The sequence below is a fragment of the Synechococcus sp. A15-24 genome (assembly GCF_014280195.1).
GTDB lineage: Bacteria > Cyanobacteriota > Cyanobacteriia > PCC-6307 > Cyanobiaceae > Parasynechococcus.
Genome location: NZ_CP047960.1, coordinates 2,203,812 through 2,216,099 on the forward strand (window position 1 = coordinate 2,203,812; position 12,288 = coordinate 2,216,099).

General features: G+C 55.9%; 14 protein-coding genes. 10 read left to right on the plus strand and 4 right to left on the minus strand.

Going from position 1 to position 12,288, the window contains the following annotated elements; genetic code table 11:
- Positions 1–7 precede the first annotated feature (7 nt).
- The 3 genes from queC to SynA1524_RS12370 are packed head-to-tail and all read left to right on the plus strand — an operon-like array spanning position 8 to position 2,807.
- Complete coding sequence (gene queC / locus SynA1524_RS12360) at positions 8–688, plus strand: 7-cyano-7-deazaguanine synthase QueC (RefSeq protein ID WP_186498325.1); 681 nt, start codon at positions 8–10, stop codon at positions 686–688.
- Entirely contained in the window at positions 685–1,971 is a 1,287-nt protein-coding gene (locus tag SynA1524_RS12365) for an anthranilate synthase component I family protein (RefSeq protein WP_186498326.1), read from the plus strand. The genes queC and SynA1524_RS12365 overlap by 4 nt, the downstream gene beginning before the upstream one ends.
- Entirely contained in the window at positions 1,968–2,807 is an 840-nt protein-coding gene (locus SynA1524_RS12370; protein WP_186498327.1) for an aminotransferase class IV, read from the plus strand. Before SynA1524_RS12365 ends, SynA1524_RS12370 begins: the two co-directional genes overlap by 4 nt.
- Positions 2,808–2,851: 44 nt before the next feature.
- On the opposite strand, the gene yedP is transcribed toward SynA1524_RS12370, so the two are convergent.
- Positions 2,852–3,646, minus strand: a complete 795-nt coding sequence (gene yedP / locus SynA1524_RS12375) for a mannosyl-3-phosphoglycerate phosphatase-related protein YedP (protein WP_186498328.1) — start codon at positions 3,644–3,646, stop codon at positions 2,852–2,854.
- Positions 3,643–5,370: a sugar phosphorylase gene (locus SynA1524_RS12380; protein ID WP_186499649.1), complete on the minus strand. Its 1,728-nt coding sequence runs from the start codon at positions 5,368–5,370 to the stop codon at positions 3,643–3,645. Before SynA1524_RS12380 ends, yedP begins: the two co-directional genes overlap by 4 nt.
- 69 nt (positions 5,371–5,439) lie before the next feature.
- Between SynA1524_RS12380 and SynA1524_RS12385 the strand changes: the two genes are divergently transcribed.
- The 7 genes from SynA1524_RS12385 (at position 5,440) to SynA1524_RS12415 (ending at position 10,661) form a co-directional block, all read left to right on the plus strand.
- Positions 5,440–6,717, plus strand: coding sequence for a glycosyltransferase family protein (locus SynA1524_RS12385; RefSeq protein WP_186499650.1), 1,278 nt, complete (start codon positions 5,440–5,442; stop codon positions 6,715–6,717).
- A gap of 31 nt (positions 6,718–6,748) precedes the next feature.
- On the plus strand, positions 6,749–7,075 hold the full coding sequence (locus SynA1524_RS12390) for a hypothetical protein (RefSeq protein WP_186498329.1): 327 nt from the start codon (positions 6,749–6,751) through the stop codon (positions 7,073–7,075).
- Between the two features lie 203 nt (positions 7,076–7,278).
- Entirely contained in the window at positions 7,279–7,527 is a 249-nt protein-coding gene (locus SynA1524_RS12395) for a DUF1830 domain-containing protein (protein ID WP_186499651.1), read from the plus strand.
- Between the two features lie 396 nt (positions 7,528–7,923).
- Entirely contained in the window at positions 7,924–8,532 is a 609-nt protein-coding gene (locus SynA1524_RS12400) for a hypothetical protein (protein WP_186498330.1), read from the plus strand.
- 179 nt (positions 8,533–8,711) lie between these two features.
- Entirely contained in the window at positions 8,712–8,963 is a 252-nt protein-coding gene (locus tag SynA1524_RS12405; protein WP_286188594.1) for a hypothetical protein, read from the plus strand.
- 173 nt (positions 8,964–9,136) lie between these two features.
- Positions 9,137–10,342, plus strand: coding sequence for a formamidase (gene fmdA / locus SynA1524_RS12410; protein WP_186498331.1), 1,206 nt, complete (start codon positions 9,137–9,139; stop codon positions 10,340–10,342).
- Between the two features lie 34 nt (positions 10,343–10,376).
- A complete protein-coding gene (locus tag SynA1524_RS12415) occupies positions 10,377–10,661 on the plus strand; it encodes an FmdB family zinc ribbon protein (protein WP_186498332.1) in 285 nt (94 codons plus the stop codon).
- Between the two features lie 65 nt (positions 10,662–10,726).
- On the opposite strand, the gene urtE is transcribed toward SynA1524_RS12415, so the two are convergent.
- Positions 10,727–11,473, minus strand: a complete 747-nt coding sequence (urtE, locus tag SynA1524_RS12420; protein ID WP_186498333.1) for an urea ABC transporter ATP-binding subunit UrtE — start codon at positions 11,471–11,473, stop codon at positions 10,727–10,729.
- Between the two features lie 32 nt (positions 11,474–11,505).
- The gene (gene urtD, locus SynA1524_RS12425) at positions 11,506–12,249 is read right to left on the minus strand and encodes an urea ABC transporter ATP-binding protein UrtD (protein ID WP_186498334.1); all 744 of its coding nucleotides are present in this window, start codon (positions 12,247–12,249) and stop codon (positions 11,506–11,508) included.
- Positions 12,250–12,288: the final 39 nt, after the last annotated feature.

Consider the following 12,288-nt stretch of genomic DNA (forward strand, 5'->3'; position numbering starts at 1 on the left):
TGAGGTCATGACCCAACGCACCTCCGTCGCGCTGCTGTCCGGCGGCCTGGATTCAGCCACGGCGGCGGCCATGGCCCTGGAGGAAGGTGATCGTGTGATCGGCCTGTCCTTCGACTACGGCCAGCGTCACCGTCGCGAGCTGGAGGCTGCGGCTGCAGTTGCCTCGCACCTGGAGCTGGCGGAGCATCACTGTCTTGCGGTCGATCTGGCGGCCTGGGGCGGATCCGCCCTCACCGACGACGCCATCACCATTCCCACCGATGGCGTCCAGGACGGCGTGATCCCACCCACCTACGTCCCTGGTCGCAACACTGTGTTCATTGCAGTAGGACTGAGCCTTGCCGAGGCCCGTGGAGCCGAACGCTTGGTACTGGGGGTGAATGCCGTGGACTATTCCGGCTATCCCGACTGCCGGCCCGATTATCTGAACGTCTTTCAGCAGCTGGCTAATCTAGCTAGCAAAGCTGGTCGCGAAGGCCATGGCACCCGGCTCTGTGCACCGCTGGTGGAGTGGAGCAAAACCAGAATTGTTGAGGAAGCACTCAGGCTCAACGTGCCGATCCAATCCACCTGGAGTTGCTACAGCGGTGGCTCGACCCCATGCGGAATCTGCGACAGCTGCCGCATCCGCGATGCCGCCCTGCGGGAAGCCGGTCGCCCGGACCTCTGCAGTAACGCGTCAACATGACCGTGCCCCAGCGGTTGGACCTGCCCTGGCGTGAACCGCTTGCCGTGGCCCGACAGCTGGAAAGCGACGACGGGCTGATATGGCTGGATGGTGACGGCAGTGACCTGGGCCGCTGGGTGACCCTGGCCAGCCAGCCGCTGGAGGTGATCCACAGCCAGGGCCTGCCGGGGGATGCGGAAGCCCGCGACCCTTTCACTGCATTGAACGGGCTGGGTCCGGGCCACTGGACCGGCTGGCTCAGTTATGAGGCGGCCGCCTGGACTGAACCCGGCAACCCCTGGTCCAGGGATGCCATGGCCAACCTGTGGATTGCCCGCCATGACCCGCTGCTGCGGTTTGACCTGCAGCAGCGGCAGCTCTGGATCGAAGGCACGGACCCGATGGCGATGCAGCAGCTGGCAGCGCGACTGCAGCAGAGAGCGCCCATCCCGCCGGCCACAGCGCCCATCCCGCTGGAGGCCTGGCATCAGCACACCAGCCGCGAAGGCTTCGCTGATGGCGTACGCCGGATCCGTGCGCTGATCGCCGCCGGTGATTTGTTCCAGGCCAACCTCACCGCCTGCTGCAGCACCGATTGGCCCAGTGATGCCTCGGCGGTGGAGTTGTTCCAACGGGTTCGTCAACGCTGCCCTGCGCCGTTTGCGGGCCTGGTGGTGGCGGACAACGGCGAAGCACTGCTCTCCTCCTCGCCCGAACGGTTCCTTCAGGTGGACCCCGCCGGCCGGGTCGAAACCCGACCGATCAAAGGCACACGGCCTCGCCATCGTGATCCAGACCGCGACGCCGAGCTGGCGGCGGAGCTGGTCTGCAGCGACAAGGACCGGGCCGAAAACGTCATGATCGTGGACCTCCTGCGCAATGACCTCGGCCGCGTCTGCCAACCGGGCTCCATCCAGGTGTCGCAACTGCTCGGCCTGGAGAGCTACAGCTCGGTGCATCACCTCACATCGGTGGTGGAAGGGCAGCTGCAAGCTGGGCTCAGCTGGGTGGATCTGCTTCGGGCCTGCTGGCCGGGTGGATCGATCAGCGGTGCCCCGAAGCTGAGGGCCTGCCAGCGGCTGCAGCAGCTGGAGCCCACCAGCCGCGGCCCCTACTGCGGCTCCCTGATCCGCATCGACTGGGACGGACGCTTCGACAGCAACATCCTGATCCGCACACTGATGCGGAAGGATCACAGGCTGAGGGCCCATGCCGGTTGCGGCATCGTTGCCGACTCCGACCCCGATGGCGAAGCAGAGGAGCTGATGTGGAAATTACGGCCACTGCTGGAGGCCCTGGCTTGACGGGAGGGGTCGCCTGGTGTGAGGGCCGATGGGGCACACCGGCTGAGCTGAGCCTGCCCCTGGATGACCGGGGCCTGCAACTCGCCGATGGACTGTTCGAAACCGTGTTGATCCGCGCCGGTCAGCCCTGTCTGCTGGATGAGCACCTGCAGCGCTGGAGTGAGGCCAGCGCGCAGCTGGGCCTGGATCCTCCGCCCGGCCGCGACCATCTGATGCCCCTGATCCAGGAGGCTGTGCAGCGGGCCTTGCCCGACCAGAGTTGTGGTGCCCTGCGGCTCAACTGGAGTCGGGGTTCATCCTCCCAACGCGGGATCGCACCGCCATGTATCGGGGGACATCGGTTCTGGCTGACGCTTCAGCCCTGGATACCGATCTTCACACCTATCTCCGCGATCATCAGTCGCCTGGAGCGCCGCAACAGCGACAGCCTGCTGAGCCGTTGCAAGACCTTTGCCTACGGTCAAGCGGTGCAGGCGAGACGGGAAGCTTCAGAACGGGGCTGCGATGACGCCCTGTTGCTCAACACCAACGGCGAGCTCTGCTGCAGCACCACCGCCAATCTGCTGCTGAAGCCTGGCGGTGCGAAGGGGGATGGCCCCTGGCTGACTCCTCCCCTCAGCAGTGGCTGCCTGCCGGGGGTGATGCGGGCCCGGGCCCTGCGGCTGGGACTGGCGGTGGAGGCCGACCTGGGCGCCAGCCTGGGGTCAGACGATCAGCTGCTGCTGATCAACAGCCTCGGTTGCCGAAGCCTGTTGAGCCTCGACCATCAGCCCCTCTACTCCCAAGCCCTGGGAATCGATTCAGCCGAATCGCTGTGGCAACATCTGCTCAACTAGCACGATATACATTATATATTTATAGATATGAGTTAAATATCTTACTATCTGAGTTGTAGCAGGCGTTCCACCGCCTCAGCCCACCCTTCTGCATGGGGGGCACGGGCGAGCTCAAAGCGACCGCTCTCCACGCCAGGACGCAACTGCGGATGGGGACCCTCGGCACCCGGCACCACCACCGCAAGGTCCGCCACCTCCAGCAGGGGCAGATCGTTGGGGGAATCACCCAGGGCCAGCACCTTCACATCCGGTTCATGGAGGCGCTGCTTCAGAGCCGCCAAGGCGTTTCCCTTGCTGACCTCGGCGCCAAGCAGATGACACATCCGGTTACCGCGCACAACGGCCAGCCCCTGGGCCGCCGCCAGGGCATCAAGGCGCCGCTGGATCGCCGCTGAAGGCGGAACAAAGGGCACGCTGCAGCGTCGCCGTTGGGCCTGTTGCAACAACTCGCCGGAAAGCCCAAGCAGACGTTCCCCCTCCGCGTCCGTGAGTTCATCGAGAGCCTGCAACGGTTCAGACAGCTGCTCAGACAGCTCCTGCAAGCGAGGTTTCAACGCCGACCAGCCAGGCCCCAGGGCCTGGTCCCAGGGCTCGCAGGTTGGCGTTTCACCATGAATGGCACCCCCATTTTCGACGATGTAGGGATCCCGCAGCAGAGCTGCAGCGCGGAAACGCTCCACCTCCTCCGCCGTTTTGCTTGTGCAGGGAATCACGGGCACTCCTGCCCGTTGCAGCGAGCGCAGCGTCGCCGCTGCCGGAGACCAGTCGTAGTGATGGTCCATCAAGGTGCCATCGAGGTCGGTGACCACCCACCAACGGCAGCTCTGGGGGTCGCTCATGCCTGAATCAGCCAATGCACGGCATAAGGTTCCAACTGAAGTTGCGAGCCATGGGTCTCGGAGGATCCGCTCAGACAATCGGCCCAGGCAAGACCAGTGCGACCGCCGAGACGCCCCAAGGCCAGGGTCAACCGCGAAGGGGTGACGTTATGAACCGCCACCAGGGTCTGACCGCCACCACTTCGACGCAGCATTACCAGATCGGTGCGTCCAGCACTCAACACCTCCATGGCCGCATCGGGATGCAAGGCCGGCTGATCGCGGCGCACACGCAGGGCATGACCCAACACCGATGTAACGGCGGTGGCATCGCTGTCGGGATCCTGCAGCCGCCGCTCAACAGTGTCCGCCTTGAACTGCGGGCGGTTGAGATCCCTGCGCTGTCCGGTGCGGCGGAACCGGCCCAGGTCATTGGGTGTGGCCAACAGGGCCGGCAAATAAAACGCCGGAACACCGGGCAGGGCCAGCATCAGCAGCTGGGTCATCAGAAAGCGTGCCCGTTGCAGATGGGCCGGGTCAATTCCGGCATCCGCCATGGCACTCCACCAGCTGATGTTGATCTCGTAAGGAGCCTCCTCACCGTTGGTGAGGCGACGGTGACTGATCAGACCACCCCGCTGCTCGCAGGCAATCAACAGCTGCAGTCTCCGCTGATCCGACATCAGCCCCTCGAGGGCCCGCAGACCGACACCGTCATGGCAAGCGGTGAAATTGAACAGCCCCGTGGCCTCCGGTAGCGCGGGCCAACGGTTGAGCCAGCCGTTCAGCAGATCAGCACGACCACTGATGGCCGCCTCCAGCAAGAGGGGCGGCAACGGGAAGTTGTAGGCCAGATGGGCCTCTCGACCGCTGACCAGATACGACAAGTTCTCCTGCTCCGGAACATTGGTCTCCGTCACCACCACCCCGCCTGAACAGCTGCGCTCCATCAGCTGCCGCAGCACCTCAACGATGCGATGGGCTTCTGGCAGGTGGATGCAGCCTGTCCCCGGCGTCTTCCAGATGAACCCGACCGCATCCAGCCGGACCCAGCGGACCCCATGGCGAAGCATCTGGTCCATCAGCCGCGTGAATCCCAGCAGCACCTCCGGACTTCGCCAATCCACATCCACTTGGTCGGGCCCAAACGTGGTCCACACTTGACGCGGACCATCCGACCCGCTCAGCTGGGTGAACAGAGAAGAACTCCGCGGCCGCACCACCTGGTCCCAGCAGGGATCAGGCGTCGCCTCCAGCACACAGGAGCGCCCCGGCTCCTCATCGCGCAGGAACTGCCTCACCCAGGGATGGGAGGCGGAGATGTGGTTCAGCACCAGGTCTGCCATCAGACGACGACCGTCAGCAAGGTCCGCCAGATCTCCCCAGTCACCGAAGCGCGGCTCGATCCGGTCGTGGCTGGCCACCGCAAAGCCGCCATCACTGGTGGAGGTCAGAAACGGCAGCACATGCACCACCTCAGCGAAGGGCCGCAGGCGGTTGTTGAGTAGCTGACGCAGGCTGCGCAACGCGGGCACCCCATGCTCCACCACCGTATCGGCATAGGTGATCAGCACCGCATCGGCGCCTGTCCAGAGATCCGTCGCACCGGGCGGGTCGTCGTTTGCTGACGCACCACGCAAAATCTGCAGCAATTGCGACGACAGCTGCTCGGAATCAGCGGAAGAATCCTCGAGGTAGAGGTTCTCCAGCAGGCCCTGCAGCGTTTCAGCGCTCAAGGTCTGCATATCGGCTCTCCTGAACATCGCTCAGGTATGGGTCATGACCTCATCAACTGTTGTCGCATTAAGCACCGGATGGATTTTCAGCAGAGCCTGATCACCACGGTTCATGACTACAGCCTGGGCAACCTGGATGCTGTTGCCTTCAACCGCGAGCTGAGCCAGCGGCCGACGACGCTGCTGATCCCCTGTCTGATGGAGGAGTTCAGCCGTCCAGCACTGGCGCTGATCCGCGACACTCTGTCGTCATTGAAAGGCCTCAATCGCCTCGTCATTGCTCTGGCCGCTGAAAGCGCGGAGGACGTAGCCCATGCCGAAGCCTTCTTCGCCGGCATGCCCTTTCCCGTTCAGGTGCACTGGACCAATGGCCCAGCCGTGAAGGACTTGCTTGAGTCCATGGGCGCCCTGGGACTCGAGGTCACCGGTCCCCCCGGCAAGGGCTGGGCGGTCTGGCAAGGGCTTGGGGTGGCCTGTCAGGACGCCGAAGTGGTGGGCCTGTTTGACGCCGACATCCGCACCTTCGGCTCGGCATACCCGGAGCGGATGTTGCGTCCACTGCTGGATCGCTCCCACGGCATCGCCTACGTCAAGGCCTTCTACAGCCGGCTATCGCTGGAAACCCAGGCGCTGCAGGGTCGGGCCACCCGCCTGTTCGTCGGTCCTCTGCTGGTCAGCCTCGAACAGATCTTTGGCCCACTGCCGTACCTGCGCTATCTGCAGTCTTTTCGCTACCCCTTGGCTGGTGAATTCGCCTTCACCACCGATCTGGCGATGAATCTGCGCATCCCCTCCGATTGGGGCCTGGAGATGGGGTTGCTCTCGGAGGTATTCCGTCATGTCGCCACCAGTCGCATTGCCCAGGTGGATCTGGGGCTGTTTGATCACAAGCACAAAGGACTCGGAAGCAAACCCAGTGAGGGGTTGCAACGCATGGCCGGTGAAATCTTCGGAACCGTTTTGCGCAGCTTGATGGAGCACGAGGGCGCCGTGATCTCGATGGATCAGATTCCCACCCTTGAGGTGCTCTACCGACGCGTCGGTGAGGATCGGGTGCGCCAATTCGGCATTGATTCGGCGATCAACCGGCTCCCCTATAACCGCCATGGAGAAGAACTGGCTGTGCACAGTTTTGCTGAACTGCTGCGGCCAGGACTCTCCCGCCTAATGGAGTCTCCAGTTGCTCATCAGCTCCCCAGTTGGTCACGACTGAAAAGCTGCAATCCTTCACTTCAAGGCGACCTAAGTGCAGCAGGTCAAATGGATCGCACTACATCTCGAACATTGCCCCAGTCTCAACCATTGCGTCGACCCAATCACAAACCCAGATCATCAACATCTGAGCTTGTTGCCTGAACGGACTTGAATCAAATGTAAACGAGTCAAATTGGCCCCAATCGTCAGATTGGAGCCAATTTCTATTCGTTTAGACAAATCCCAAGACGCATCAAAGAGCCTGCTGCTGCCGCATTACCCATTGCGTAGCAGCGCGCTGGGATTGCCAGGCATGGAGAAGTTGCTTGGCAAGCGTCTGCAACTGCGCTGGGTCAGCAGTGGCTTCAATGGCACGGTTCATCCGCTCCACTTCAAAGCATTGCGTCGTGGACATTGCAATCGATTCCCTCATCACTTACTCCAATTGAAGACTTCACTATTTTCATGCCACCACGAAAAAGAATTGTTTCATTTGAAACGAAACATCCACACTGTGTGAACTTTCAGACTTACGTACTGATCAACCCACACTCCGCAACCAAAAAGAGCCGCGCCATCATCAAAAAGTCGCTAAAGCTACCAAACCAACTGCATCTGTATCACGGGGTCTAAACGAAATCTGAAAGCATTTCCAATTCGTGCCCAATCCAACACTCCACTGGCGCAGAGTTCTGCAAAGTGGCATCATTCTGGGATTCAGACATGATTGAGTGCGTCTACCGCAACGACACTGACCGAATGGTGATTGTTAAATGTGTCGGGGATGACCGCTTTTACCGTGAAAAGGTTGTGCTTCCCACTGAGATGTTCTGGTTTGAAGCCCCTGAACAGGCGCGGCTTGAAATCTGGAAAATGTCGGTGAGCGGTCAGATGCTGCACGTACGCGCCGATGTGAGCGAGTACGCCATGAATCAAGACGAGGCGGCCACCGAAACAGTCTGGGCCTGCTAAACCGCTCCAGCCCCAGGACCTCAAGGAGGGCTAGCGGCCAATCAGATCGACTCCGAGCAGCTCAGCAGTCATCCTTGAGCGCAGAAAGCCCCCGGGACGGAGGGTCTTCGCCTTTGCCGCAGATGCTCCAGCCTCAAATGCATGCCGTTGATCATCTTGCACATCGTCGGAGAGGCTAAGAAGCTCAGCAGTTTTCTTGGAACGGATGATCTGGCAACTTGCCGTCTTCCGCCCGGAAGGCCGGTAGAGCAGTTGAGACGTTTGAATAATCGAGCGTTGAGATTGAAGTTTGGACATTCGTCCTCTCCGAGATGAACAGGTCCCCGTTCCTTGACCTGAGAACCACTGCGCCCTGAACCAGGGTGAACGGCTGGTATTGGTTGATACAGATAAATCATGACAAGCCAATGGATACAGATGTCGTTCGTGTCGAAACAAAATGGCAAACGGTTAATATTCTTCACAAAGGTCTGCCCCAGCAAAGTAGAAGGTGCCCATGTACGGCATGTCCCTGCCCGAAAGCAATTGAAGAATTTCTTACCAATTGGAGCGATAGCCTGCCTACTCTCCGTGACAACGACAGCAATTCAAGGGTGCTACCAGCAAGCCAAGGAAACTCCCAGTCATGAAGCTCAACCCGGCGACACGCTTGTGGTGAAGGGAGGTGCAGAGATACGCCTGACCCACACCTTCAAACCAGGAGAACCCAATGGACTCTTCGATGGAGGAATCAGGGTCACAACGGATCAATCCGTGACGAGCACTGCAGAGGTGAATGCGGTCTGCAGCATGCCTGATCTGCCGAACTGGCCTCAGTACGACAACATTTATGGACGTTGGTTAACGGACGGCGAAACGCCTGGTGTCGAGGGAGGAAAAACGGACTGGCAACTGTTGCTCTATTTCAATGGCCAGACCGAGGAGAAGGGCCGCGAACCAGCTCCTGCATGGGCCCAACGCCTCGCGCAAAACCTTTGTCGAAAAGGAGATTTCCTAGACGACTGAGCTACCTAGGGAGGCCAAGCATCTCCGTAATGGCCAACGGTCGCCCAACAAAATGACACAACAGTGGCAATTGATACGGCCAGGCTCTCCTCGAGACCTGACTATGGGAATGGTTCTCATTCTCGCCAATGGCTAGTACCGGCAGTGTCAGTTCCTGGGACGAGTCTGTGCTCGTCGCAATGATTCAATATCCCGTGCCTGTGATCACAGGTCCAGCCGATATCCATACACAAGTCGACCAGATTTGCAAAGCCGTAGCGTCAACAAAAGCTGGATATCCGGAAGCAGACATAATTGTGATGCCTGAGTACTCAACTCAAGGTTTAAACACAGCCATTTGGACCTATGCCACAGAACAGAGTGACAAATTCGATCCCAGCAACAGCAACAGCCTGACAAAGTTTGCTGCCGCAAGTTTGCTCTCTGCATGAGAGCAAACTTGCGACGAATTAAGATTTTTTTATCATACTGTAGGATTAAAAAAAGTATCACATAAAACAAAGTTTTAGTATCAAAACAGTGCAATTTTTAATTGCGTATAAAGGGCCACATCTTGGCCCTTTCGTTGTGTCTTTAATAAAACAGTGTTAGCTTCTTGCTATCAATGCCCGAAACGCTTTTCAAAGTTGATCTCACCAAGTCGATGGATCAGCAGGATATGCCTGGACATAACCGTTGGCATCCAGATATTCCTGCAGTCGCATCAGTTAATCCAGGCGATGTCTTTCGAATTGAGTGCAAAGACTGGACAGATGGACAGATTAAAGACAACGACAATCCCCAAGATATTGCTGATGTGAATCTCGAGGTTGTTCACGTTCTAAGTGGTCCAATTTGGGTCAATGGAGCTCAGCCAGGAGATATTTTGGTTGTTGATATCCTCGAGGTAGGAGCACTTCAAGGTGATGAGTGGGGTTTTACTGGAATCTTTGCCAAAGAAAACGGTGGAGGATTTCTGACCGATCATTTTCCAAAAGCAGCAAAAGCAATCTGGGATTTGGAAGGAGTTTTTACGTCCTCTCGCCACATTCCCGGAGTTCGTTTCGCTGGCATCACCCATCCAGGCCTGATCGGTTGCGCTCCCTCCATAGATCTGCTCCAGGAATGGAACCGTCGAGAAACAGAGTTGGTTCAGACTGCACCAGACCGCAGAACCTATGGCGCAGGACTTTCTGGAACGGAACCGGTTCTGGCAGCTTTGCCGAACCCAAACAGCGCCATTCTTGGGAACGTCGCTGCTGGAGATTTTGAGAGAATTGCTAACGAAGCAGCTCGGACTGTTCCTCCACGGGAACATGGAGGAAACTGCGACATTAAAAATCTCACAAAAGGAACACGGATCTATTTCCCTGTGTACGTAGAGGGTGCAAAGCTCTCCATGGGTGACATTCACTTTTCTCAGGGTGATGGGGAAATTTCATTCTGTGGTGCTATCGAGATGTCTGGATATCTCGATCTTCATGTTGAGCTGATCAAAGGAGGGATGGCTAAATATGGCATGGTCAATCCAATGTTCAAGACCAGTCCTGTTGAGCCTCATTACTCTGATTATCTAGTCTTTGAGGGCATCTCTGTCGATGAATTTGAAGGGAAACAATATTATATGGATGTGCATATCGCTTATCGCAGAGCCTGCCTAAATGCAATTGAATACTTGAAAAAATTTGGTTATACAGGAGAACAGGCCTATCTCTTGCTGAGCTGCGCTCCGGTTGAAGGCAGGATCAGTGGAATTGTCGACATTCCAAATGCGTGCTGCACCCTTGCCATACCAACTTCCATATTTGACAAAGATATTCTCCCCTGCTAAGCACTTACTTCTACCATTATTTATCGATTTTCACATGCCAGTCTACGAATATTCCTGCCAATCTAGTGAATGCCTCACCTATGAAGTATGGCGATCAATTGATCAACGTTCTGTTCAAACAGAATGCCCTACTTGTGGAAGAGAAGGCAAGAGGATTTTCAATCCACCCATGGTGTTATCCTCATCTATTCGCTCGAAAATCGAAGTTAAGGAACCAAAACTTGTGAGCAAAAAAAATTCAATATATGCGACTGAGGCTTCAAAGCCTCGATTACGCACAAACGATTCACGTCCTTGGATGTTGAATCGAGGTTGCTAAGAAAAGACTATCAAAATCAAAACAAATGGGGTGTGATTAAAAATCACACCCCATTTTTATTCTGATTAAACTGTCAGGAATTCTTCAATCACATGATCTGATAATTGTGAGGTTGGACCACTCGATACAATACCACCTCGTTGCATCGCATAATAGAAATTAGACTGCTTCACAAAATGAAGGTGTTGCTCAACCAGAAGAACACTAATGCCTGTTTCTTTAATGATCCGTTTGACAGCACGTTCAATGTCGAGAATAATCGATGGCTGGATCCCTTCGGTTGGCTCATCTAACAAAAGAAGCTTGGGCTTGCCAAGAAGTGCACGTGCAATCGCAAGTTGTTGCTGCTGACCTCCACTGAGGTCACCTCCACGTCGATTCAGAAACTGTTCAAGAATAGGAAACAATTCAAAAACAATGGGATCAATATGACGATTTCGCCCCATCCCCCCAGACAATGATTCCATTCCGATCAAAAGATTCTCTCGAACTGTAATTCGAGGAATAATATCTCGGCCTTGGGAAACATAACCAATTCCTCCCCTTGCTCGTTTATAAGGAGGCTGGTTAGTTAACATTTTTCCGTCATATTCAATCGAACCAGATCGTTGCTCGAGAAGACCAATGATCGTCTTTAGAAAGGTTGTCTTTCCCACTCCATTACGACCGATCAAACAAATCATTTCCCCCTCAGGGATATGCAGATCAACATTTCTGAGAATGTGACTCTCGCCATAATAGACATTCAAGCCATTTGCTCGAAGAACTGTTTTTGCTGAGGTTGGATGTGTGGTGGTTGTCGTTTGTACCATGATCTTTAAAGGGATTAGTGAATAAAAAGATACTATTCAGATTGACCGAGATAAACCTCAATCACTTTTGGATCAGACTTTACCTCATCAAGTGAACCTTCCGTCAACAACTGCCCTTGATGCAACACAGTGACTGGTGCGGCAAGATCACGAATAAACTCCATATCATGCTCAATTACCACCACGGTATGTTCACCTGCAAGGGATTTAATCAGTTCAGCTGTTTTGTTCGTCTCGTCATCGGTCAAGCCTGCCACTGGCTCGTCCAGAAGAATGATATCTGGAGATTGAGCAACAAGCATTGAAATCGCAAGCCATTGTTTTTGGCCGTGAGACAAAGAACCGGCCAAGACCTTTGCATAAGGAGCAAGGCCCACATAATCCATCAAGCGATAGACCTCATCTTTAGCCGTGTTATTGAGTTTTTCAAACATAAGACTGAATGGCATCTTGCTCGGTGAAGCAGCCAACTCAAGATTTCTAGAGACCGAAAGATTTTCAAACACGCGAGGTGTCTGAAACTTACGACCAACACCTAGTCTTGAAATCTTCTGTTCCGAAAAACCAATAATGCTGGAACCTCGCAGGGAGACTGAGCCTTTGGTTGGCTTAACCTTTCCAGTGATGACATCTAGAAAAGTTGTTTTACCAGCGCCATTGGGTCCAATGATTGATCTTAACTCACCATGCTCTAGTGAGATGGAAAGATCAGTCAATGCGAAGAAACCATCAAAATCAACGCTGACATCGTTCAATTCAAGAATTGGTGTTGACATTGCTTAAACAGTGTTGGTTGACATGAAGAAGAAGGTTGT